Source organism: Micromonospora purpureochromogenes, assembly GCF_900091515.1.
GTDB lineage: Bacteria > Actinomycetota > Actinomycetes > Mycobacteriales > Micromonosporaceae > Micromonospora > Micromonospora purpureochromogenes.
Window position 1 is genome coordinate 1,688,256 of sequence record NZ_LT607410.1, and the last position, 22,396, is coordinate 1,710,651.

At 73.7% G+C, this 22,396-nt stretch carries 19 protein-coding genes; 10 read left to right on the forward strand and 9 right to left on the reverse strand.

Annotation, left to right across the window (positions count from 1 at the left end):
• Window positions 1-90: 90 nt before the first annotated feature.
• Window positions 91-1,269, forward strand: a complete 1,179-nt coding sequence (locus GA0074696_RS07945) for an NAD(P)-dependent malic enzyme (RefSeq protein ID WP_088960487.1) — start codon at window positions 91-93, stop codon at window positions 1,267-1,269.
• A 151-nt stretch (window positions 1,270-1,420) separates the two neighbouring features.
• Complete coding sequence (locus GA0074696_RS07950; protein WP_172894220.1) at window positions 1,421-2,383, forward strand: zinc-binding dehydrogenase; 963 nt, start codon at window positions 1,421-1,423, stop codon at window positions 2,381-2,383.
• A 118-nt stretch (window positions 2,384-2,501) separates the two neighbouring features.
• On the opposite strand, the gene GA0074696_RS07955 is transcribed toward GA0074696_RS07950, so the two are convergent.
• Both GA0074696_RS07955 and GA0074696_RS07960 read right to left on the reverse strand, forming a co-directional pair.
• Window positions 2,502-3,470, reverse strand: a complete 969-nt coding sequence (locus GA0074696_RS07955) for an alpha/beta hydrolase family protein (RefSeq protein WP_088960489.1) — start codon at window positions 3,468-3,470, stop codon at window positions 2,502-2,504.
• A 106-nt stretch (window positions 3,471-3,576) separates the two neighbouring features.
• Complete coding sequence (locus tag GA0074696_RS07960) at window positions 3,577-4,464, reverse strand: alpha/beta hydrolase family protein (RefSeq protein WP_088960490.1); 888 nt, start codon at window positions 4,462-4,464, stop codon at window positions 3,577-3,579.
• A gap of 158 nt (window positions 4,465-4,622) precedes the next feature.
• Between GA0074696_RS07960 and GA0074696_RS31140 the strand changes: the two genes are divergently transcribed.
• The gene (locus tag GA0074696_RS31140; protein WP_172894222.1) at window positions 4,623-4,793 is read left to right on the forward strand and encodes a hypothetical protein; all 171 of its coding nucleotides are present in this window, start codon (window positions 4,623-4,625) and stop codon (window positions 4,791-4,793) included.
• 22 nt (window positions 4,794-4,815) lie between these two features.
• On the opposite strand, the gene GA0074696_RS07965 is transcribed toward GA0074696_RS31140, so the two are convergent.
• From GA0074696_RS07965 to GA0074696_RS07995, 7 genes are all read right to left on the reverse strand, one after another.
• On the reverse strand, window positions 4,816-5,937 hold the full coding sequence (locus GA0074696_RS07965) for an acetate/propionate family kinase (RefSeq protein WP_088960491.1): 1,122 nt from the start codon (window positions 5,935-5,937) through the stop codon (window positions 4,816-4,818).
• Window positions 5,934-8,000 carry a phosphate acetyltransferase gene (pta, locus tag GA0074696_RS07970; protein WP_088960492.1) on the reverse strand — a complete coding sequence of 689 codons (2,067 nt, stop codon included), beginning with the start codon at window positions 7,998-8,000 and terminating at the stop codon, window positions 5,934-5,936. The genes GA0074696_RS07965 and pta overlap by 4 nt, the downstream gene beginning before the upstream one ends.
• An 80-nt stretch (window positions 8,001-8,080) precedes the next feature.
• Entirely contained in the window at window positions 8,081-8,260 is a 180-nt protein-coding gene (locus GA0074696_RS07975) for a DUF6104 family protein (protein WP_088960493.1), read from the reverse strand.
• An 89-nt stretch (window positions 8,261-8,349) separates the two neighbouring features.
• The gene (locus GA0074696_RS07980; RefSeq protein ID WP_088960494.1) at window positions 8,350-12,060 is read right to left on the reverse strand and encodes a multifunctional oxoglutarate decarboxylase/oxoglutarate dehydrogenase thiamine pyrophosphate-binding subunit/dihydrolipoyllysine-residue succinyltransferase subunit; all 3,711 of its coding nucleotides are present in this window, start codon (window positions 12,058-12,060) and stop codon (window positions 8,350-8,352) included.
• Window positions 12,061-12,312: 252 nt separating this feature from the next.
• Window positions 12,313-13,146 carry an ABC transporter permease subunit gene (locus GA0074696_RS07985; protein ID WP_088960495.1) on the reverse strand — a complete coding sequence of 278 codons (834 nt, stop codon included), beginning with the start codon at window positions 13,144-13,146 and terminating at the stop codon, window positions 12,313-12,315.
• Window positions 13,143-14,081 (reverse strand): ABC transporter ATP-binding protein, encoded by a 939-nt coding sequence (locus tag GA0074696_RS07990; RefSeq protein WP_088960496.1) that lies wholly within the window; start codon window positions 14,079-14,081, stop codon window positions 13,143-13,145. The genes GA0074696_RS07985 and GA0074696_RS07990 overlap by 4 nt, the downstream gene beginning before the upstream one ends.
• Before the next feature lie 152 nt (window positions 14,082-14,233).
• Window positions 14,234-14,905 (reverse strand): hypothetical protein, encoded by a 672-nt coding sequence (locus tag GA0074696_RS07995; protein ID WP_088960497.1) that lies wholly within the window; start codon window positions 14,903-14,905, stop codon window positions 14,234-14,236.
• Between the two features lie 181 nt (window positions 14,906-15,086).
• Here GA0074696_RS07995 and GA0074696_RS08000 point away from each other — a divergent pair, with 181 nt between their 5' ends.
• From GA0074696_RS08000 to GA0074696_RS08030, 7 genes are all read left to right on the forward strand, one after another.
• Window positions 15,087-15,866 carry a GNAT family N-acetyltransferase gene (locus tag GA0074696_RS08000; RefSeq protein WP_088960498.1) on the forward strand — a complete coding sequence of 260 codons (780 nt, stop codon included), beginning with the start codon at window positions 15,087-15,089 and terminating at the stop codon, window positions 15,864-15,866.
• On the forward strand, window positions 15,863-16,846 hold the full coding sequence (locus GA0074696_RS08005) for a lysophospholipid acyltransferase family protein (RefSeq protein ID WP_231925301.1): 984 nt from the start codon (window positions 15,863-15,865) through the stop codon (window positions 16,844-16,846). Before GA0074696_RS08000 ends, GA0074696_RS08005 begins: the two co-directional genes overlap by 4 nt.
• A gap of 101 nt (window positions 16,847-16,947) precedes the next feature.
• Complete coding sequence (locus GA0074696_RS08010; protein WP_088960499.1) at window positions 16,948-17,784, forward strand: DUF4097 family beta strand repeat-containing protein; 837 nt, start codon at window positions 16,948-16,950, stop codon at window positions 17,782-17,784.
• Window positions 17,781-18,383 carry a PadR family transcriptional regulator gene (locus GA0074696_RS08015; RefSeq protein ID WP_088960500.1) on the forward strand — a complete coding sequence of 201 codons (603 nt, stop codon included), beginning with the start codon at window positions 17,781-17,783 and terminating at the stop codon, window positions 18,381-18,383. The genes GA0074696_RS08010 and GA0074696_RS08015 overlap by 4 nt, the downstream gene beginning before the upstream one ends.
• A gap of 68 nt (window positions 18,384-18,451) precedes the next feature.
• Complete coding sequence (locus tag GA0074696_RS08020; protein ID WP_088964429.1) at window positions 18,452-19,153, forward strand: response regulator transcription factor; 702 nt, start codon at window positions 18,452-18,454, stop codon at window positions 19,151-19,153.
• Window positions 19,150-20,703, forward strand: a complete 1,554-nt coding sequence (locus GA0074696_RS08025) for a sensor histidine kinase (protein ID WP_088960501.1) — start codon at window positions 19,150-19,152, stop codon at window positions 20,701-20,703. Before GA0074696_RS08020 ends, GA0074696_RS08025 begins: the two co-directional genes overlap by 4 nt.
• Window positions 20,704-20,765: 62 nt before the next feature.
• Window positions 20,766-22,376: a S1C family serine protease gene (locus GA0074696_RS08030; protein ID WP_088960502.1), complete on the forward strand. Its 1,611-nt coding sequence runs from the start codon at window positions 20,766-20,768 to the stop codon at window positions 22,374-22,376.
• The last annotated feature ends 20 nt before the right edge of the window (window positions 22,377-22,396 follow it).

The window sequence follows — 22,396 nt, forward strand, 5'->3', positions numbered from 1 at the left end:
GGTGACCCCCCGCACCGCGTGCCGCCACCAGGCGCCTCACCTCGCGCCCGCGCCGGCCGCTCCGTCTGCTCGACAGATCCTGGAGTCACCATGTCTGCGTCCACCGTGGATCCCGCTGATCCCGTCTTCCGGTTGCACCTCGGCGGCAAGATGGCCGTCACCTCGACGGTCCCGCTGACCAGCCGGGAGGACCTCTCCCTCGCCTACACCCCGGGCGTCGCCCGGGTCTGCGAGGCGATCGCCGCCGACCCGGCCCTGGCCGACGACTACACGTGGGTGTCGCACACCGTCGCGGTCGTCACCGACGGCTCGGCCGTACTCGGCCTCGGCAACATCGGCCCGCGCGCCGCGCTGCCGGTGATGGAGGGCAAGGCGGTGCTGTTCAAGCAGTTCGCCGGCGTGGACGCGGTACCGATCTGTCTGGACACCCAGGACGTGGACGAGATCGTGGCGACGGTGAAGGCGCTCGCCCCCTCCTTCGGCGGGATCAACCTGGAGGACATCAGCGCCCCCCGCTGCTTCGAGGTGGAGCGCCGGCTGGACGAGGCGCTGGCCATCCCGGTCTTCCACGACGACCAGCACGGCACCGCGATCGTCGTGCTGGCCGCGCTGCGCAACGCGGCGGCGCTGCTCAACCGCAAGCTCGGCGACCTGCGGGTGGCGGTCAGCGGCGCCGGCGCGGCCGGGGTGGCGGTGACGAAGATGCTGGTCGCCGGCGGCGTGAACCCGGACCAGGTGGTGGTCTGCGACTCCAAGGGCATCATCGGCCGGCACCGCGACGGGCTGACCGGCACCAAGGCCGAGTTGGCGGAGACCACCAACGCCGAGGGCCGCCAGGGTGACATCACCGAGGCGCTGCGCGGCGCGGACGTGCTGGTCGGCGTCTCCGGCGGGCAGATCCCCGAGGCGGCGATCGCCGGCATGGCGCCCGGCGGCATCGTCTTCGCGCTGGCCAACCCCACCCCCGAGGTGCACCCCGAGGTGGCCGCCCGGCACGTCGCGGTGGTGGCGACCGGCCGCAGCGACTACCCCAACCAGATCAACAACGTGTTGGCGTTCCCCGGCGTGTTCCGGGGTGCGCTGGACGCCCGGGCCACCCGGATCACCGACGGGATGAAGGTGGCCGCGGCGGACGCGATCGCCGGGGTGGTGGCCGAGTCGCTCACCGCCGACGCGATCGTGCCCTCCCCACTCGACCCCCGGGTGGCTCCCGCGGTGGCGGCGGCGGTTGCCGAGGCGGCCCGCCGCGACGGCGTCACCCGCGCCTGACCGGCTCCGCCCACCGGGACACGCAGTTTCAGAGAAAGAGTGGCCTTCCGACGCCGGGAGGCCACTCTTTCTCTGAATGTGCGCGGGGTGGTGACCGGGGAGGGCGGGGTTGTGGGGTAGGTCCTGTGTCGGGGTGGTTCTCCTTGTTACGGTGCCGACCATGCGTGCCGCCTATGCCTCGAGCTTCGACACCGACAATCCGCTCGCCGCGTTGACCGTCGGCGAGCGTCCCGAGCCGACCCACCCGGAGGAAGACTGGGTGACCGTGCAGGTGCGGGCCAGCTCGCTCAACCACCACGACCTGTGGTCCCTGCGCGGGGTCGGCCTGACCCCCGACCAGCTGCCGATGATCCTGGGCTGTGACGCGGTCGGCACCGACCCGGACGGCAACGAGGTGGTGATCTACCCGGTGGTGCCCACCCCCGGTGACCCGCGTGGCGTCTCCATCCTCTCCGAGCACTTCGCCGGCACCCTCGCCGAGCGGGTGGCCGTACCCCGGGTGAACCTGATCCCGCTGCCGACTGGTCTGTCGGCGACCGCCGCGGCCTGCCTGCCGACGGCCTGGCTGACCGCGTGGCGAATGCTGACCACCAAGGGCCGGATCGACGACGCCGAGTCGGTGCTGGTCCAGGGCGCGGGCGGCGGCGTGGCCACCGCGGCCGTCGCGCTCGCCGTGGGGCACGGCAAGCGGGTGTACGCGACCAGCCGGGACGCCGGCAAGCGGGAGCGGATCGCCGCCCTCGGGGCGACCGCGCTGGAACCCGGCGCCCGCCTGCCCGAGCGGGTCGACGTGGTGATCGAGACGGTCGGCGCGGCCACCTTCGACCACTCGCTGAAGTCCGCCGCCCCGCTGGCCCGGATCGTGGTCTCCGGGGCGACCGCCGGGCACGAGCCGAAGATCAACCTGCGCCGGGTCTTCGCCATGCAGCTGGAGATCCTCGGCACCTCCATGGGTACCCCGGACGAGCTGACCGACCTGCTGACCTTCTGCGCCGAGCACGAGGTGCGCCCGGTGGTGGACAGCGTGGTGCCGTTCAGCAAGGTCGAGGACGCCTTCGCCCGCCTGCACTCCGGCGACGTCTTCGGCAAGGTCGTCATCGACCACACCGCCTGACCCCTCAAGACCCCTGCGCTTTCCGAGAAAGAGTGGCCATTCCACGTCGGATGGCCACTCTTTCCGTGAAAGTGCCTCGCCGGCCGCCGGCCGCCGGCCGCCGGCTGGCGGGCGGGGGTCAGAGGTGGTCGTCGAGGGTTGCCAGGTTGCCGCGGGCGGCGTCGGCGGGGAGGCGGTCCCGGGCCGCCGCGTCGCCGTAGAGGGTCCAGCGGAGGAACTCCAGCGTGGTGTCGGCGACCACCCGCAGCGCCGCGCCGTCGCTGAGCAGGGCCCGGCCGTGGTCGCCCTTCGGCAGGCTCAGCATCGCCTTCGGCCAGGGGACCGCGTCGTACACCGCCTTGCCGGCGGCGTAGTCGACCACCTCGTCGGCCTCGCCGTGCACGAAGAGCTGCGGCGCGGCGGCCCCGGCGAAGGCGGTGCCGACCCCGAGCGCGGTCCCGGCGAAGACCACCCCGGCGTCGAGGCGCTCATCCCGGCCGGCGGTGAAGAGGCCGATGGTGGTCACCCCGCCGGCCGAGTGCCCGGCCGCGGCCACCCGGTCGGTGGCCAGCCGGCCGCGCAGCGGGTCACCGGCCTTGCCGTCCAGCGCGAGCACCTTGTCCAGCGCGTACGAGACGTCGGCGGGCTGGTTGAGCACGTCGAGCACGTTGCCGTCGGCGCCCCGGCTGGTGTGCGGGAAGGTCGGCGCGGCCACCACGAACCCGGCCCCCGCCCAGCGGGTGAGCAGCTCCGCGTAGTCGTCCGGCCGGCCGTTCAGGCCGTGGCTGAACATCACCACCGGGAACCGCCCGTCCGCCACGTCCGCACCCCGCTCCGGCACGCCACCGGTCTCGCCCCGGGCTGGGTACCAGAGGGTCACCGGCAGCGGGCGGTCACCGTCCCGGTTCAGCTTCACCTGGCGTACGCCGACGGCGAAGGCCTGCGCCGGCGCGGTGCCGGCGGGGACCCGCGGCGCCGGGGTGGTGGCCTTCGGCGGCTGCGGCGGGGCGGCCGGCCGGGCGGTCGGGGCGGGAGCCGCCGAGCAGCCGGCGAGGCCGACGGAGAGCAGTGCGGTGGCGAGCAGGACCGGGGTGGGGCGACGGGACATGAATCCGATTGTGCCCCGGTCACCGGGGTGTCCGGCCACTGTTGGACGTAGTGTGACCTGCGCCGGACCGCCGGTGGCCGGTGGCCGGGCCGCCAAGCGCCCGCGCTCAGGGACGCAGGCGGTCGTCGAGGGCGGTGACGCCGGGCCGGAGGGCGTCGGCCGGCAGGCGTCGGGCGGCCTCCCGGTCGTCGTAGAGCGTCCAGCGGAGGAAGTCCGTGGTGGTGGCGAGCACCTGGTCGAAGCCGGGGCGGCCCGGGGTCAGGTACTCGCCGTGCCCCTGCCCGAGCACGCTCAGGAAGGCCGCCGGCGCGCCGGCCCGGTCGTACGCGGCCCGACCGACGCCCAGCGGCACCACCGGGTCGGCGGTGCCGTGTACGAAGAGCAGGGGAGCGGACGGCCCGGCGAAGCTGCCGGCCAGCCCGCCGCCGGCGATCACGATTCCGGCGCGGAGCCGGGCCGAGTGTCCCGAGGTGAACATGCCGGCGGTGGTGATGCCGCCCGCCGAGTGGCCGGCGGCGGCGACCCGGCCGATGTCCAGGTGCCCGGCGAGCGGGTCCGCCCGGTCCGCGTCGAGCTGGGCCAGGTGCCGCACCAGCCGCCAACCGTCCGCCGGCTGGTTCCGCACGTCGGCGCGGGTGAACGTCCGGGCCCGCAGGTTGGTGTGCGGGTACGTCGGCGCGGCCACCACGAAACCCGCCGCCGCCCAGCGGGTGGTGAGCCCGGCGTGCAGCTCGGGCAGGCTCCACAGGCCGTGGCTGTAGATCACCACCGGGAACCGCCCCGGGGCGACCCGGCCATCCTCGGCCGGGTACCAGAGCGTCACCGGCAGCGGCCGGGGCCCCGCCGGGTCGATCGTGAGGGTGCGTACCGCGACCGGGTGGAGCCGGTCCGGCGCGTGCCCGGCCGGCGGCGGCCCACCGACCGCGGCGGTGGCCGGTGCGCAGCCCGCCAGCAGCGCCGTGATCAGCGCGACGACCGGCCGCGGCACTCCCATCCCTGCACGGTAGGGGGCCGGCGGCCCACCCCGGCCCCACCGTCCGGACCGGGTGCCGCCCGCCGCCCGGCCGGTTTCCGTCCACCGCTCGGATCGCAAGCGTCACCCTGGGTTCGGCGGGATCGTGCGGGGTGCGCGGTTTCGCTAGGGTCTCCGGCATGTCTGACGAGTACGTTGACCCCAGCGGCAACACCGAGCAGTTCCGCGCCTTCGCCCACTCGGAGCCCGCCGCGCCCGTCGAGGTGGCGTCCCGCCTGCCGCTGATCGCCGGCGCGGCCGCGGTCGCGGTGCTGCTGGTCGCCGTCGCCGCCTGGCTGGCCCTGGGCTGAGCCGGAGCCGGCCCGGTCCCGCTCAGCCGGCGGTCGCCGCCACCGCGCGGGCCTCCCGGGCGATCTCCCGCTCCTCGTCGGTGCCGATCACGCTGACGCTGACCTCGGCGCCGTCGGGCGAGATCACCCGGTCGCCGGCGTCGGCGTTGCGCGCCGGGTCCACGGCGATGCCCAGCCGCTCCAGCCCGGCCAGCGCCGCGGCCCGGACCTCGGCGGAGTGCTCTCCCACGCCGGCGGTGAAGGTGACCGCGTCGACCCGGCCGAGCAGCGCGTAGTACGCCCCGACGTACCCGGTGATCCGGCGGCAGTAGACGTCGAAGGCCAGCGCGGCGGCCGGGTCCCCGGCGGCCCGCCGGTGGAGCACCTCGCGCATGTCGTTCGCGCCGGTCAGGCCGAGCAGCCCGCTGCGGTGGTTGAGCAGGTCGTCGATCTCGTCCACCCCCAGCCCGCCCTCCCGGCGCAGGTGGAAGATGACCGTCGGGTCCAGGTCACCGCTGCGGGTGCCCATCACCAGGCCCTCCAGCGGCGACATGCCCATCGAGGTGGCCACGCTGCGTCCCCCGGAGACCGCGCAGGCGCTGGCCCCGTTGCCCAGGTGCAGGGTGATCGTGTGCAGCGCCTCGTACGGCCGGCCGAGCAGCTCGGCCGTGCGCCGCGAGACGTACGCGTGCGAGGTGCCGTGGAAGCCGTACCGGCGGACGCCGTAGCGCTCGGCGATGTCCCGGTCGATGGCGTAGGTGGCGGCGGCCTCGGGCAGCGAATGGTGGAAGGCGGTGTCGAAGACGGCGACCTGCGGCACGTCAGGCAGCGCCTCCCGGGCCACCTCGATGCCGGCCAGGTTGGCCGGGTTGTGCAGCGGCGCGAGCGGCACCAGCTCCCGGATCGCGGTGAGGACCGCGTCGTCGATCAGCACCGGTTCGCTGAACCGCCGGCCGCCGTGCACCACCCGGTGCCCGACCGCGCCCAGCCCGTCCAGGTCGAGCCGGTCCAGGATCTGCCGGACGGCGGTCACGTGGTCGGCCGGCCCGCCCCCCGGCTCGCCGACCCGCTCCACGGTGCCGGAGTCCCGGACCGTCTCGCCGTCGTAGAGCCGGTACTTGACCGACGAGGAACCGCAGTTGAGGACGAGCACCCGATCGGTCATGACGCCTCCGCGGCGGCCTGGATGGCGGTGATCGCCACGGTGTTGACGATGTCGGCGACCGTCGCGCCCCGGGACAGGTCGTTGACCGGCCGGCGCAGGCCCTGCATCACCGGGCCGACCGCGACCGCGCCCGCCGAGCGCTGCACCGCCTTGTACGTGTTGTTGCCGGTGTTCAGGTCCGGGAAGATGAAGACCGTCGCCCGGCCGGCCACCGTACTCTGCGGCAGCTTCGTCGCCGCGACCTGCGGATCGATCGCCGCGTCGTACTGGATCGGGCCCTCGACCAGCAGCTCCGGGCGGCGCTCGCGGACCAGCTTGGTGGCCGCCGCGACCTTCTCCACGTCCGCGCCGGCCCCCGAGTCGCCGGTGGAGTACGACAGCATCGCCACCCGGGGCTCGATGCCGAACCGGGCGGCGGTGTCCGCCGACGACATGGCGATGTCGGCGAGCTGGGCGGCGTCCGGGTCGGGGTTGACCGCGCAGTCGCCGTAGACCAGCACCCGGTCGGCGAGCAGCATGAAGAAGACGCTGGAGGCCACCGAGACCCCGGGCACCGTCCGGATGATCTCGAACGCCGGGCGGATGGTCGCCGCCGTGGTGTGGGTGGCCCCGGAGACCATGCCGTCGGCGTGCCCGGTGGCCACCATCATCGTCCCGAAGTAGTTGGGCTGCGCCACGATGTCGTGCGCCAGCTCGACCGTGACGCCGCGGTGGGCGCGCAGCCGCGCGTACTCGACGGCGAACTCGTCGCGCCACCCGCTGGTGACCGGGTCCACGACGTCGGCGCCGGCGACGTCGATGCCCAGCTCCCGGGTGCGGCGGGTGACGTCGTCCGGGCGGCCGAGCAGGGTCAGGTCGGCCACGCCCCGCCGGAGCAGCACCTCCGCCGCCCGCAGGATGCGCTCCTCGGCTCCCTCGGGCAGCACCAGCCGGCGGCGGGTGGCCCGGGCCCGGTCGATCAGGTCGTACTCGAACATCAGCGGGGTGACCCGCTCGGACCGGCTGACCCGCAGCCGGCGGGCCAGGTCGACGGTGTCCACGTTGCCCTCGAACGCGCCGAGCGCCGCCTCCACCTTGCGTGGGTTGGCCGGGCTCGGGCGCCCCTCGATCCGGCTGGACGCGGCCACCGTGTCGTAGCTGTCGCTGGTTACCGACAGCACCGCCAGCCCGGTGTTGAGCCCCTCGACCAGCCGCATCGCCCGGGGATCGGGCTGCTCGCCGAGGGTGAGCACCAGCCCGGCCACCGAGACCTGCCCGGCGACGTGCGCGGCGCTGGCGGCGACCAGCAGGTCCGCCCGGTCGCCCGGGGTGATCACCAGCGCCCCCTCGGTGAGGTGGTCGAGCAGGGTGGGCACGTGCGCGGCGCCGACCACGTAGTCCAGCACGTCGCGGTCGAGCGCGGCGTCGTCCCCGGCGAGCAGGGTGGCGCCGAGCGCCGCCGCCACCTCGGCCACCGTCGGCGCCGACACGGTCGGCACCTCCGGGATGGCGTACGCGGGGACGGGCAGCTCCGGCAGGGTCATCGGCCGGGGCACCCGGTTGGCGATCACCGCCAGCACCGTCGCGCCCAGGTCCTCCAGATCGTGGTACGCCCCACGCGCCGCCGCCGCGATCGCCTCCGGCTCCTGCCCGAAGCCGTCGATCACCGGCACCACCACGCTGCCGAACTCGGTGGCCAGCCGGGCGTTGAAGGCCAGCTCGCGGGGGCCCGCGCCGTCGCCGCCGTCGGCGAAGTCGCTGCCCACCACGACCACGGCCGGGCAGCGCCGCTCGACGTCGCGGTAGCGCTCGACGATCCGGGAGATCAGTTCCTCCCGGCGGCCGTCGGCGACCAGGGCGCTCGCCTCGGCGTAGGTGGCCCCGGTCAGCTCATGCTGCGGCAGGTCCACCCGGTAGCGGTCGATCAGCAGGGCGAGGATCGGGTCGGCGCCGGTGTCGGCGACCAGCGGCCGGAACGCGCCGATCCGCTCGACCTGTCGGGAGAGGAGTTCCGCGAGGCCGAGGGCGATGGTCGACTTCCCCCCGCCGGACCCCACGCTGGTCAGGTAGACGCTGCGGGCCACGCCCTCACCCTAGAAGATCACGCGCTCCCGCGCCCGGGACCTCCGGCCCACCCACCCGGGCCGGACGGGTTGGTCCCGGATTACTCGTCGTCCTCGTCGTCGAGCCGGGCCAGGTAGGTGGCGAAGCGTTCGATGGGCGTCTCGAACTCGGGGTTCAGGTCGACGAAGTCGCGCAGGCGCTCGGCGAGCCACTCGATGCTGACCTGCTCGTCGGCCCGGCGCTCGACGAGTTCCTCGATGCCACGGTCGGTGAAGTACATCCGTACGTCCTTGTCGGGAGGGCGCCGACGGCACCGGGGCAGCGCCGTCGGCGGACGGCGCTGCCCCGGGTCTCGGCGGTGCGGTCAGGTCACGGGCGGGGGAGGGCCGCCTCGATCAGCGCGGTCTGCTCGACCTCGTGCATCTTGGCCGAGCCGACCGCCGGGGCCGCCGCGGCCGGGCGGGAGATCCGCCGCAGCCGGACGTCGGCCAGGTGCTCCAGCAGGTTGAGCGCGACGAACGACCAGGCACCCTGGTTGGCCGGCTCCTCCTGCACCCAGGCGAAGTCCTCGGCGTTCGGGTACTGCGCCAGCGCGGCCCGGATCTCCTCGATCGGCAGCGGGTAGAGCTGCTCCATCCGCAGGATCACGGTATCGGTGACGCCGCGCTGGGCCCGGGCCTGGAACAGGTCGTAGTAGACCTTGCCCGAGCAGAGCAGCACCCGCTTCACCTGCTCCGGCGCCGGGGCGGCGGTGTCGGCCAGCACCGGCTGGAAGGTGCCGGTGGTGAAGTCCTCCACCGGGGAGACGCAGAGCTTGTGCCGCAGCAGCGACTTCGGCGTGAACACCACCAGCGGCTTGCGCTTCGGCGACAGGGCCTGGCGACGCAGCAGGTGGAAGTAGTTCGCCGGGGTGGTCGGGATGGACACCCGCATGTTGTCCTCCGCGCAGAGCTGGAGGAACCGCTCCGGGCGACCCGAGGTGTGGTCCGGGCCCTGGCCCTCGTGGCCGTGCGGCAGCAGCAGGGTGACCGCGGAGCGCTGGCCCCACTTCACCTCGCCGGAGGAGATGAACTCGTCGATCACCGACTGGGCGCCGTTGACGAAGTCACCGAACTGGGCCTCCCAGCAGACCAGCGCGTTGACGTTCTCCACCGAGTAGCCGTACTCGAAGCCCATCGCGGCGTACTCGGAGAGCAGCGAGTCGTGCACGAAGAACCGGGACCGCTCGCCGTCGCCGGTGAGCGACTTCAGCGGCAGGTAGTCGTCGCCGGTCTTGGCGTCCACGATCGAGGCGTGCCGCTGGACGAAGGTGCCGCGGCGGGAGTCCTGCCCGGCGAGCCGGACGGTGACCCCGTCGTGCAGCAGCGCGCCGAGCGCGATGATCTCGCCGTAGCCCCAGTCGATGTTGCCCTCGACGGACATCTTGGCCCGCCGGTCGAGCAGCTGCTGGATCCGCTTGTGCGGGGTGAAGCCCTCGGGGAGGTTGACGTGCGCCTCGCCGATCGCCTTGACCACGGCGGCGTCGGTGGCGCTCTCCACCTGCGGCTCCGGCTCCTCCTCCCGGCGTGGCCGGCCGAGGTGGCGCGGGGTGGTGGCGGCGTCGCGGGTGGCCTTGAAGACCCGCTCCAGCTGCCCCTGGTAGTCGCGCAGCAGCTCCTCCGCGTCCTCCACGGTGATGTCACCCCGCCCGATCAGCTCCTCGGTGTAGAGCTTGCGGACCGAGCGCTTCGAGTCGATGATCTTGTACATCTCCGGGTTCGACATCGAGGGGTCGTCGCCCTCGTTGTGCCCGCGCCGGCGGTAGCAGACCATGTCGATCACGACGTCCTTGTTGAACGCCTGCCGGTACTCGAAGGCCAGCCGGGCGACCCGGACCACGGCCTCGGGGTCGTCGCCGTTGACGTGGAAGATCGGCGCCTGGATCATCCGGGCCACGTCGGTGCTGTAGAGGCTGGAGCGGCTGTACTCCGGGGCGGTGGTGAAGCCGACCTGGTTGTTGACCACCACGTGCACGGTGCCGCCGGTGCGGTAGCCGCGCAGTTGGGAGAGGTTGAGCGTCTCGGCGACCACGCCCTGGCCGGCGAAGGCGGCGTCACCGTGCACCGCCAGCGGCAGCACGGTGTAGCCCTCCAGCTTGAGGTCGATCCGGTCCTGCTTGGCCCGGACGATGCCCTCCAGCACCGGGTCCACGGCCTCCAGGTGCGACGGGTTCGCCACCAGCGAGACCTTGACCGCGTGCTCGCCGCCCGGGGTGGTGAACTTGCCGTTCTGGCCCAGGTGGTACTTCACGTCGCCGGAGCCCTGGGTCGAGCGCGGGTCCAGGTGGCCCTCGAACTCGGAGAAGATCTTCTCGTACGGCTTGCCGACGATGTTCGCCAGCACGTTGAGCCGGCCGCGGTGGGCCATGCCGATGACGACCTCGTCCAGCCCGCCCTCGGCCGACGACTCCAGGATCTCGCCCAGCAGCGGGATCAGCGACTCGCCGCCCTCCAGCGAGAAGCGCTTCTGCCCGACGTACTTGGTCTGCAGGAAGGTCTCGAAGGCCTCGGCGGCGTTGAGCCGGTTGAGCACGTGCTTCTGCTCGTCGGCCGGCGGCTTCTCGTACTTGCGCTCGATCCGCTCCTGGATCCAGCGGCGCTCCTCCGGGTCCTGGATGTGCATGTACTCGATGCCGACCCGGCGGCAGTACGAGTCACGCAGCACGCCGAGGATCTCGCGCAGCTTCATCCGCTGCCGGCCGGCGAAGCCGTTGACCGGGAAGACCCGGTCGAGGTCCCACAGGGTCAGCCCGTGCTGGAGGACGTCCAGGTCCGGGTGCTTCCGGATCTTGAACTCCAGCGGGTCGGTGTCGGCCATCAGGTGGCCGCGCACCCGGTACGCGTGGATCAGCTCGTGCACCCGCGCGGTCTTGTTGATCTGACCCTCGGAGTCGACCGCGACGTCCCGCACCCAGCGCACCGGCTCGTACGGGATGCGCAGCGAGGTGAAGATCTGGTCGTAGAAGGCGCGCTCACCGAGCAGCAGCTCGTGCATCACCTTGAGGAACTCGCCGGACTGCGCGCCCTGGATGATCCGGTGGTCGTACGTGCTGGTCAGCGTGATGATCTTGCTGACCGCCAGCTCGGCCAGGGTGGTCTCGCTCATGCCCTGGTACGGCGCCGGGTACTCCATCGCGCCGACGCCGATGATGGCGCTCTGCCCCTGCATCAGGCGGGGGATCGAGTGCACCGTGCCGATGCCGCCCGGGTTGGTCAGCGAGATGGTGGTGCCGGCGTAGTCCTCCATCGTCAGCTCGTTGCGGCGAGCGCGCCGGACCACGTCCTCGTACGCCTGCCAGAACTGCCGGAAGTCCATCTGCTCGCAGGCCTTGATGGAGGGCACCACCAGGTTGCGGGAGCCGTCCGGCTTGGCCAGGTCGATGGCGATGCCCAGGTTGACGTGCTCCGGGCGGACCATCGCCGGCTTGCCGTCGACCTCGGCGAAGGAGTTGTTCATCTCGGGGTGCTCAACCAGCGCCCGGACCAGCGCGTACCCGATCAGGTGGGTGAAGCTGACCTTGCCACCGCGCCCGCGGGCGAGGTGGTTGTTGATCACGATGCGGTTGTCGACCAGCAGCTTGGCCGGGACGGCGCGCACGCTGGTCGCGGTCGGCACCGCCAGCGAGGCGTCCATGTTCTGGACGATCTTGGCGGCCACGCCGCGCAGCGGGGTGGTGCCCGCGCCGCTCACGGCCGGCGCCTTGGCGGCCGGCTTGGCCGGGGCGGCCTTGGCCGGCGCCGGCTTGGCGGGGGCCTTGGCGGCGGGGGCCGGCTTGGCGGGCGCGGCCGGCTGCGTCACGGTCGCGGCGGCCTCCGGCTGGCCGGCCGGCTCGGCGGGGGCGGCCTTGGCGGGAGCCTTCTCCTCGGCGGGGCGCGGCGTCGCGGCGCCCGGGGCCGGCCGGTAGTCGGCGAAGAAGTCGTGCCAGGCCGAGTCGACGCTCGACGGGTCGGCGAGGTAGCGCTGGTACATCTCCTCGACGATCCACTCGTTCGGGCCGAAACCCGCCAGTGGGTTCTCCTGCGAAGTCTGCTGGGTCGACACGGCCGGTAATCGCCTCTTTCACGCGGGTTCGTATGTCACGCGGTCGGCACCCGTGCCCGTTACGGGCGCACGGGAGACGGCTCCCAGGCTACGCCGTACGAATGCCGCAGGCATTTCCGCCTCCGACGGGTGGCCCGTTTCACAGAAGATGCCAGAAGTTCGGTAAACGCTGCGTGTCGCGTCGACTCCTGTTAGGGCCGGCCCCGGTCGGTGACGTCACCGCCACCGCCGGGGCCGTCGCCCGGGTACCGCTCAGGCGATGTCGCGGCGCCGCATGATGAGGCTGCCGGCCGCCGAGGTCACCACGGCGTACGCGATCAGGACCACCGCGCCCACCCACTGCGGCGGGTTGCCCGGCAGTGCGGTGCCGCTGATCATCAGCGAGGACGCGGTGGACGGCACGATCACCGCCAGCTTGCTGATCCAGTCCTGCTCCAGCCACTGCTGCAGCAGGAAGAAGACCAGGTTCGCCGCGGTCGTGCCGACCAGGTAGAGCACCACGGCGGTGATGGTCGCCCCGATCTGGCTGCGGATCAGCACGCCGAAGCCGACGCCGAAGACGCCCCAGAGCACGTACGCCAGCAGGTTGAGCAGGATGGCGCGGGTGATGTCCCAGTCGCCCAGGTGCGCGTCCCACCCCTTGACCGCGAAGAAGATCAGCGTCGCCGGCACGGTCAGCACGGTGGTGACCAGCCAGAAGAACGCGCCGATCAGCGCCGCCGCGACCAGCTTGGCGGTGACCACCACCGTCCGGTGCGGGGTGGTGAGGAAGGTGGTCGTCGCGGTCTGGTGGTAGAACTCGTTCGTCACCACGATGATGCCGAGCAGCAGCACGAAGAGCAGCCCGAAGTACTGCCCTGAGGTGAACAGGTTCGCCGCCTGGTAGACCTCGTCCGCCGAGGCCAGGACCTGCTCGGCCTGCTCCCGCGGCAGGCCCTCCACGTCCTGCGGGCCGCTGAGGGTGAGGTTCGCGTTGAGCGCGTTGACCAGGAACGCCAGGGCCAGGGTGACCAGCGCGCCGAGGCCGAACAGCCACCAGGTGTTGGTCGTACGGATCTTGAGCAGTTCGGCTCGGACCAGGTTCATCGGATGCCCGCCTTCCCGGCCGTCAGCTCCAGGAAGACCCGTTCCAGGTCGGGTCGTTCCGTGGTGAGTTCGTGCAGTTCCACGCCGGCGGCCAGGGCGACCCGGCCGACGGTCGGTGCGTCCGCCCCGTCCACCAGCAGGACGCCGTGCTCGTCCGGGGTCACGGTGGCCGACTGCGCCTTCAGCGCGGCGACGAGCTCGTCGGCCTGCGGGGTGCGTACCCGCACCCGCACGCCCTGGGCCATCGAGCCGATCACCTGCTCGACCGGCCCCTGCCGGACCAGCTGGCCGGCGGCGATGATCACCACGTCGTCGGCGAGCAGCTGCATCTCGGAGAGCAGGTGGCTGGAGACCAGCACGGTGCGGCCCTCCTGCGCCAGGCTCTTGAGGAACCCGCGCATCCACCGGATGCCCTCCGGGTCCAACCCGTTGGCCGGCTCGTCCAGGATCAGCACCCGCGGGTCACCGAGCATCGCGGCGGCGATGCCGAGCCGCTGCTTCATGCCCAGCGAGTAGCCCTTGAACTTGCGCCGGGCGGCCGGGGTCAGCCCGACCAGGGCCAGCGCCTCGTCGGCGCGCTGTCGGGGCAGCCCGGCCGCGGCGCAGATCACCCGCAGGTGGTTGAGGCCGGTGCGGCCCTTGTGCGCGCTGGACGCCTCCAGCACCGCGCCCACGTGCCGCAGCGGGTCGGTCAGGTCGGCGTAGCGGACACCGTCCACGGTGGCGTCGCCGCTGGTCGGGGTGACCAGGTTCAGCAGCATGCGCAGCGTGGTGGTCTTGCCGGCGCCGTTCGGGCCGAGGAAGCCGGTCACCCGCCCCGGTTCGACGGTGAAGGACAGGTTGTCCACCGCCCGGACGTTCTTGTAGTGCTTGGTCAGTCCGGACACCACGATCTGGCCGGTCCCGGCGCTGGGGCTCCACTGCCCGTCGGACATCGTGCTCCTCCCGTGCGGCGGCGCGTCTCGCGCCGCGGTGTGCGGCGCCGTTGCTCCAGAGCGCCGGGGCACAGCCTGGCAAGGGCGCGCAACCCGGTCAATCGGGCGCGGTCCGTAGTCCGGGCTCCACCTCACGCAGGAGGCGGTCGTCCTCAGGGACGAGAGGTGGGTTCCGGGGGCAGCGCGATCCAGGTGGCCCGGGCTTGGCCGAGCAGCGCGCCGGTCGGGCCGTACAGGCTGGTGCGCACGATTGCCTTGCGCCCCTCGCCGCTGACCAGCTCGCCGGTCACCACGCACTCGTCGCCGGGCCGGGGCAGTGCGTCGACGACCGCGGCGACCCGGCCGAGGACGTACGGCCGGCCCGGGGCGATGACCGCCCAGCCGCCCGGGCAGTCCAGCGCCGCCCAGACCGTGGCGGGCACCACGCGGTCGGGGGCGCGGAACGGCGCGGCGGTCCGGCCGTCCGGCAGCCGTCCGGGAAAGATCCGCAGCCCGTCCGGGCGGTCCGGGCCGCAGACGTAGCAGCCGGGGAAGGGGTGGTCCCGCAGGCCGGGGTACGCGGCCGAGGCGGCCGCCGCCGTCGCCGGGTCGACCGGGGCGACCGGCGCGGGCGGGTCGTCGGTCGGGTGGACCTGGGCGACGAGCTGCCCGGCCGGGTCGAGGACGTCGCCGTCGGCCAGCGTCAGCGGGGTCTCCAGCGGGGGCGGGCGGCGCAGCGTCACCTCGACCGGCCGGTCGCCCCCGTACGCCTCGGCGAAGACCCCGGCGCTCCACCCGCCGTTGCCTGATCCGGGCGGCCCGTTGAACCGGGACTCGATGATCATCGACGCACCTCCGTCGTGCCCGGCGCCGCTGCCGGGTCCGCCCGGGCAGCCTGCCACGCCGGCCCGGCGAAAGGTCAGGTGGCCCGGCGTCGGCAATTCGGGGCGGACCGCCGACCGGCGTTCACCGGATCGACATCCTTCGCCGGGGCGGCCGGCAACCCCGGACACCTACACAGGTCCCATGGCCGTTCTGCACGCCGCTGGCGCACCCCTTACGACCAGCGGATACACCCTGCTCATCGCCGACGACCCCACCCAGGTCGCGGCCGCGCAACGCCTGCGCCACGAGGTCTTCGCCACCGAGCTGGGCGCGACCCTGCGCCCCGGCGGGGCCGGGCTGGACGTCGACGACCTCGACACCCACTGCGACCACCTGATCGTGCGCGAGGAGCGCACCGGCGCGGTGGTCGGCACGTACCGGCTGCTGCCGCCGGGACGCACCGACCGCCGGTACGCCGAGAGCGAGTTCGACCTGACCTGCCTGGACCCGCTGCGCGACGTCCTGGTGGAGGCCGGGCGCTCCTGCGTCCACCCCGACCACCGCTCGGGTGCCGTGATCAACCTGATGTGGGCGGGCATCACCCGCTACCTGCACCTGCGTGGCTCCCGCTGGCTGGGTGGCTGCGCCTCGGTGCCGGTGGGCGACGGGGGCCGGTCCGCCGCCGAGGTGTGGGCCCGGGCGCGCGCCCGGCACCTGGCCCCGCCGCTGCTGCGGGTCCGTCCGCTGCGGCCCTGGTTCGCCGAGCCGGGGGCGGTCGCGCTGGACACCGCCGAGGGCGGCGCCGCCGGGCAGGTGCTGATCCCGCCGCTGCTGCGCGGCTACCTCCGGCTGGGCGCCTGGGTCGCCGGGGAGCCGGCGTACGACCCGGACTTCGGGGTGGCCGACTTCTACGTGCTCTTCTCCCTGGACCGGATGAACCCGCGCTACCTGCGGCACTTCCTGGGCGGGGCGCAGGAGTGAGCGCCGAGCTGTGGCGGCCCACCTCCGGCTGCGGTCCGGACTGCCTGCCGGTGCCGGGGCAGGTGCCCGCCGTACCCGCCGCCCGGCGGATGGCCCGGCTGTTGGGCGTACTCGGGATGCTGCTGGTGGGGGCCGGCCTGGCCGGGCTGCTGCCGGTGCTGCCGGCGGCGTCGCGCGCGACCGCGCTGCGCGGCTGGGCGCGGGCCACGGCGCGCGCCCTCGGGGTGCGGCTGGAGGTGCGGGGCCGGCCGCCGCGCCGGCGCGCGCTGCTGGTCGCCAACCACGTCTCCTGGCTGGACGTGCTGGCGGTGCTGGCCGTCACGCCGGCCCGGATGCTGGCCAAGCGGGAGGTCCGGGCCTGGCCGCTGGTCGGGGTGCTGGCCCGCGCGGGCGGCGCGCTCTTCGTCGACCGGGCCCGGCCCCGCGAGCTGCCGGCGACCGTCGCCCGGATCGCCGGGGCGCTGCGGGCCGGTGATCCGGTCGCGGTCTTCCCGGAGGGTACGACCTGGTGCGGCACCCGGACCGCCGGCGAATGCCGGCCTGGGCGGGGGTTCCGGCCGGCCGTGTTCCAGGCGGCGATCGACGCCGGGGCGCCGGTGGTGCCGCTGCGCGTCGGCTACCGCTGCGCCGCGACCGGCGAGGCCACCACGGCGGCCGCCTTCCTCGGCGACGACACCCTCTGGCGGTCGGTACGCCGGGTGCTCGCCGCCCGCGACCTGGTGGTCACCGTCCGGGTCGCCGCGGCCCTGCACCCGGCCCCGAAGGCGGACCGGCGGGGGCTGGCCCGGGCCGCCGAGTCGGCGGTCCACCTGGTGCCGGCCCGGCCCGTCGCGTCTCGTCCGGTGACCGCGCCGACCGGTCCGGGCCTCCTCCAGGCGGCAGATTCGACCCGGGCAGCGGCTGCCGGGTGGACGGCTGTGTCCCCGCCGGCTGACCTCGGTGCCTCGACAGGCGCAAGGGAGCTGGACCGGGCGGCCTGACGCGCACCCGACTCGCGACGTGTCTTGTTCTATCGCGATGTATCGCGTTACGCTGCCCCCGAGCGCGGGCCGTCGGCCATGCGCATCGAGGGGAGGACGCCATGACCAGCTGGACGGTCGAGCAGCCGCGACGCTTCACCCTGGACGACCCGGTCACCGAGATCGACGTGCGGCTGATCAGCGGTCGGCTCAACGTGGTCGCCACCGACGGCCCGGCCCGGGTCGACATCACGCAGGCCGGCGGCGAGGGCCGGCCGATCCACGTCGAGCACCGCGACGGGCGGCTCAGCATCGTCCAGGAGCGGAAGTTCCGCTGGTCGGAGGTGTTCCGGTGGGTCGGCCCACTGGCCCGGTGGCCCCGGGTCGACGTCTCCGTCGCGGTCCCCGCCCACGTGGCGGCCACCCTCAAGCTGATCGACGGCTCGCTGGTCGCCTCCGGGCTGCGCGGGCGGACCCGGGCCGACGTGACCTCCGGCCAGATCACCCTGATGGGGCTGCGCGGCGCCACCGCGGCGAAGATCGTCTCCGGTCCGGTCGAGGCGCTCGGGGTGGCCGGCGAGGTCACCCTGGAGACCGTCTCCGGCGAGGTCATCCTGGCCGACAGCGCGCCGGCCCAGGTCCGCGCGCACACCGTCTCCGGCGCCATCACCTGCGACTTCGACAACCCCCGCCGCAGCGAGATCCGGCTCAGCACGATCTCCGGCAGCATCACCGTGCGGGTCCGGGAGGACAGCGACCTCGCCGTCCGGCTGCACACCACCTCCGGCCGCATCACCAGCGGCTTTCCCCAGGTGCTGGCCAGCCGGGGGCTGGCCGCGGTGCGCGACAGCGAGGGCGTCCTCGGGGCGGGCGAGGGTAAGCTCTGGGCCTCCGCGACGTCGGGCAGCATCGCGCTGCTCGCCCGTCCGGTGGACGACGACCAGGAGGAGCTGCTGTGACCGCCGTGTTCAGTCACGGGCGGCTCCGGCTCTACCTGCTCAAGCTGCTCGACGACGGCCCGAAGCACGGCTACGAGCTGATCCGGCTGCTGGAGGACCGCTTCCTCGGCCTGTACGCCCCGAGCGCCGGCACCATCTATCCCCGCCTGCAACGGCTGGAGGTGGAGGGGCTGGTCACCCACACCGCGGCCGGCGGCCGCAAGGTCTACGAGATCACCGAGGGCGGCCGGGCGGAGCTGCGGCAACGCGCCGACGAGCTGGCCACCCTGGAGACCGACATCACCGCCTCGGTGCAGGACCTCTCCGCCCTCGCCGGCGAGATCCAGACCGAGGTACGCGGCTCGGTCCGTGACCTCAAGCGCGAGCTGCGCGAGGCGGCCCGGCAGACCCGGCAGACCCGCTGGGACCGACCGGTGCCGCCGCCGGCCCCCGGGCCCGCCGCCTCACCGCTGCTGACCGAGTTCGACCAGCGGCTGGCCGCCTTCACCATGGAGGTCGGCGGGCTGGTCCGGGCGCACCGGCTCTCAGACAACCAGTTGCGAACCGCGATCCGGGTCCTCGACGGCGCGCTCGACGGGCTGCGCCGGCTGCTGCGCTGACCCGGCTCACAGGGTCTTTTCAGGAAGCGTCCAGCGCCGGCGCAGCCGCGTCGCGGATGATGGCGAGCATGGCCGCTACCCAGACCGAGGCGCGACTGCTCGTCGTCGAGGACGATCCCAACATCCTCGAACTGCTCTCCGCCAGCCTGCGCTTCGCCGGCTTCGACGTGGCCACCGCCACCAGCGGCAGCGCGGCGTTGAGCACCGCGAAGGACCACCGTCCCGACCTCGTGGTCCTCGACGTGATGCTGCCCGACCTGGACGGCTTCGAGGTCATCCGGATGCTCCGCGAGGGCGGCGCCCGTACCCCGGTGGTGTTCCTGACGGCGCGGGACGCCACCGACGACAAGATCCGTGGCCTCACCCTGGGCGGCGACGACTACGTCACCAAGCCGTTCAGCCTGGAGGAGCTGACCGCCCGGATCCGCGCGGTGCTACGGCGTACGGCCACCGGCGAGCACGCCCCCTCCCGGCTCACCTTCGCCGACCTGGAGCTGGACGAGGAGACCCACGAGGTGCACCGGGCCGGCCAGCGGGTGCAGCTTTCGCCGACCGAGTTCAAGCTGCTGCGCTACCTGATGCTCAACGCCAACCGGGTGCTCAGCAAGGCGCAGATCCTGGACCACGTCTGGAACTACGACTTCCGGGGCGACGACAACATCGTCGAGTCCTACATCTCGTACCTGCGGCGCAAGGTGGACAACACCGAGCCCCGGCTGATCCACACCCTGCGCGGGGTGGGCTACGTGCTGCGCAAGCCGGCAGCGTGAGCGTCCTCCACGACGCCAAGGGAAAGCTCCGTAGCGTCCCGTTGCGGGTCAAGCTGGTCGCGTCGGTGCTGGCGCTGGTCGCCGCCGCGCTGGTCGTGATCAGCTCGCTGACCACGTACTTCCTCCGCAACTACCTGGTCGGCCAGGTGGACGCCGAGCTCCAGGCGGCCAGCGTCCAGGTCGGCCGGGTCCTGCCCGACCTGCAGTCCGGTCGGGTGCGCGCCTCGCTGCCCACCGACTACGTCGTCGCCCTGGCCAACGCCGACGGCGGCGAGATCATCGGATACGACCCGGTCCTGGAGCGCGACGACCTGCCGCCGATCCCGGCCGACGTGGCCGGCTTCCGGGCCGAGGAGGGTGACCCCTTCACCGTCCGGGCCCAGGACGGCCACGACCGCTGGCGGATGCTCTACCGCGAGCTGCCGGACGGCAGCGTGCTGGCGGTCGGGCAGCACCTCACCGACGTCGACCTGGCCGTCAAGCGGCTGGTCTGGATAGACCTCCTGGTCGGCGGGGCGGTGCTGATCCTGCTCGCCTCGATCGGCGCGGCGATCGTACGGACCAGCCTCAAGCCGCTGGTGGAGATCGAGCGCACCGCCGCCGCGATCGCCGGGGGCGACCTCACCAGACGGGTGCCCGACCCGGAGGAGGGGCAGGAGTGCGCGACCTCCGAGCTGGGCCGGCTCTCCCGCGCACTGAACGCGATGCTGGCCCAGATCGAGGCCGCCTTCACCGCCCGGGCCGCGTCGGAGACCGCCGCCCGCTCGGCCGAGTCCGGCGCCCGGGACGCGGCTCACGCCGCGCAGATCTCCGAGGCGCGGGCCCGCCGCTCGGAGGAGCGGATGCGGCAGTTCGTCGCGGACGCCTCGCACGAGCTGCGTACCCCGCTGACCACCATCCGGGGCTTCGCCGAGCTGTACCGGCAGGGCGCGGCCCGCGCGCCCGAGCAGACCGCCGACCTGCTGCGCCGCATCGAGGACGAGGCGGCCCGGATGGGACTGCTGGTGGAGGACCTGCTGCTGCTGGCCCGGCTGGACCGGGAACGCCCCCTCTCGCTGGCCCCGGTCGAGCTGCCGGTGCTCGCCTCCGACGCCGTGCAGGCCGCCCGGGTGGTCGCCCCCGACCGGCGGATCGAGCTGGAGATCGAGCCCGGCTCGGGCCAGCTGGTGGTGCACGGCGACGACGCCCGGTTGCGGCAGGTCATCGGCAACCTGATGACCAACGCGCTCACCCACACCCCGCCCGAGGCGTCGGTGACCCTGCGGCTACGCACCGAGCCGGGGAACCTGGCCGTGGTGGAGGTGGCCGACACCGGCCCGGGCCTCACCCCGGAGCAGGCCGAGCGGGTGTTCGAGCGCTTCTATCGCGCCGACGCGGCGCGGACCCGCCGGGCGAGCGGGATCACCAGCACCGGCCTGGGGCTGGCCATCGTCGCCGCCCTGGTCGCCGCCCACCACGGCACCGTGCAGGTCGCCGAGACCCCGGGCGGCGGGGCGACCTTCCGGGTGCGGCTGCCGCTGCTGCCGGACGTCGACGGCGGGACCGAGTGACTTTCAGAAAACATTCAGGCGGGTTCCAGGCTGGTGCCAGTGCGACGGGAGAAAGTGGAGCCATGACCGAGTTCGAGACCGACCCGCAGCGGCGGCCGGCCGCCCCCGACGCGGAGCCGTCGCACGCCACCGCCGAGCTGTCCCGCGTCGAGCGCGGGCAGTCCGACTCCACCGAACCTCGCCCGGCCGCCCCGGGCGACGCCGCCGGCACCGCGGGGGAGCCGGCCGGCACCGAGCCGAGCGCCGGCACCACGCCGGACGCCCAGACCTCCGCCGCCCCGTACGCCGGCCAGACCTCCGCCGCCCCGTACCCGGGCGCCGGGCAGACCTCCGCCGCGCCGTACGCCGGCCAGACTCCCGGTGCCGGGTACCCGTCGGCCGGGTACCCGCAGGCGGGTCAGGCCTCCGCCGCGCCGTACCCGGGCGGGGCGCACGGTGGCGAGCAGGCCTACCGACCCGGCTACCAGCCGTACCCGTCCCCCGGTCAGTACCCGGCCGCCGGCTACCAGCCCGGCCAGCAGTCCGGCTGGACGGCGGGCTACCCGGGTGCCCAGGGGCCCGGTGGGCCGGTCCCGCCGCAGCACGGCGGGCAGCCGGTGCCGCCCTGGGCCGCCGGCCCGCGCCCCTCGAAGGTGGCCAAGTTCGTCGGCGCCGGCGTGGCGGTCTTCGCCCTGATGCTCGGCTCCGGCGTGGCCGGTGGCGCGCTCGCTCTCGCGGTCGACGGCGACTCCGGCGGCATCACCCGCACCTACTCGGCCGCCCCGGTGATCAACAGCGCCGACCTGCCGAAGATCGCCGCCGCCGTGCAGGACAGCGTGGTCTCCATCATCACGGACAACGGCGAGGGCTCCGGCGTGGTCCTGAGCGCGGACGGCTTCGTGCTGACCAACAACCACGTGGTCGCCTCCGCCTCCGGCGACACGGTCCGGGTGGTCTTCGCCGACGGCAAGAGCGCCCAGGCCAAGATCGTCGGTACCGACCCGAAGACCGACCTCGCCGTGGTCAAGGCCAGCGGCGTCAGCGACCTGAAGGCCGCGAAGTTCGGCGACAGCGACGGAATGCAGGTCGGCGACCAGGTGCTCGCCCTGGGCAGCCCGCTGGGCCTGCAGGGCTCGGTCACCGCCGGCATCCTCAGCGCCCGGGACCGGACCATCCAGGCCGGCGAGAACGGGCAGCAGAACCCGCAGCAGGGTGCCAGCTCGATCTCCGGGCTGCTCCAGACCGACGCGCCGATCAACCCCGGCAACTCCGGCGGCGCGCTGGTCAACACCCGGGGTGAGGTGATCGGCATCAACACCGCGATCGCCACCGCCGGACAGGGCAGCAGCGGCAACATCGGCGTCGGCTTCGCGATCCCCAGCAACAAGGCCAAGGACGTCGCCGAGAAGCTCCAGCGCGGCGAGAAGGTCAGCCACCCGTCCCTCGGGGTGAGCGTCAACGCCGCCGAGGACGGCGGGGCGCTGGTCGCCGCGGTCGTGCCGGGCAGCGCCGCCGAGAAGGCCGGCATCCAGCGGGGCGACGTGATCACCCGGTTCGGCGACAAGGTCGTCAAGGACTCCAACGACCTGGTCGGCGCCGTGCAGGCCGGCAAGGTCGGCGACCGGGTCGAGGTGACCTACAAGCGAAATGGTGCCGAGGCGAAGGCAACCGTGACGCTCGCCGAGACGTCATAACACCAGACCTGCCTCCTCCG

What these genes read in the sequence shown, in the direction of transcription:
- GA0074696_RS07945 (WP_088960487.1), top strand. Translation starts at nt 91, where the DNA reads ATGTCTGCGTCCACCGTGGATCCCGCTGATCCCGTCTTCCGGTTGCAC.
- GA0074696_RS07955 (WP_088960489.1), bottom strand. Translation starts at nt 3,470, where the DNA reads ATGTCCCGTCGCCCCACCCCGGTCCTGCTCGCCACCGCACTGCTCTCC.
- GA0074696_RS07960 (WP_088960490.1), bottom strand. Translation starts at nt 4,464, where the DNA reads ATGGGAGTGCCGCGGCCGGTCGTCGCGCTGATCACGGCGCTGCTGGCG.
- GA0074696_RS31140 (WP_172894222.1), top strand. Translation starts at nt 4,623, where the DNA reads ATGTCTGACGAGTACGTTGACCCCAGCGGCAACACCGAGCAGTTCCGC.
- GA0074696_RS07965 (WP_088960491.1), bottom strand. Translation starts at nt 5,937, where the DNA reads ATGACCGATCGGGTGCTCGTCCTCAACTGCGGTTCCTCGTCGGTCAAG.
- GA0074696_RS07975 (WP_088960493.1), bottom strand. Translation starts at nt 8,260, where the DNA reads ATGTACTTCACCGACCGTGGCATCGAGGAACTCGTCGAGCGCCGGGCC.
- GA0074696_RS07985 (WP_088960495.1), bottom strand. Translation starts at nt 13,146, where the DNA reads ATGAACCTGGTCCGAGCCGAACTGCTCAAGATCCGTACGACCAACACC.
- GA0074696_RS07990 (WP_088960496.1), bottom strand. Translation starts at nt 14,081, where the DNA reads ATGTCCGACGGGCAGTGGAGCCCCAGCGCCGGGACCGGCCAGATCGTG.
- GA0074696_RS07995 (WP_088960497.1), bottom strand. Translation starts at nt 14,905, where the DNA reads ATGATCATCGAGTCCCGGTTCAACGGGCCGCCCGGATCAGGCAACGGC.
- GA0074696_RS08000 (WP_088960498.1), top strand. Translation starts at nt 15,087, where the DNA reads ATGGCCGTTCTGCACGCCGCTGGCGCACCCCTTACGACCAGCGGATAC.
- GA0074696_RS08010 (WP_088960499.1), top strand. Translation starts at nt 16,948, where the DNA reads ATGACCAGCTGGACGGTCGAGCAGCCGCGACGCTTCACCCTGGACGAC.
- GA0074696_RS08020 (WP_088964429.1), top strand. Translation starts at nt 18,452, where the DNA reads ATGGCCGCTACCCAGACCGAGGCGCGACTGCTCGTCGTCGAGGACGAT.
- GA0074696_RS08030 (WP_088960502.1), top strand. Translation starts at nt 20,766, where the DNA reads ATGACCGAGTTCGAGACCGACCCGCAGCGGCGGCCGGCCGCCCCCGAC.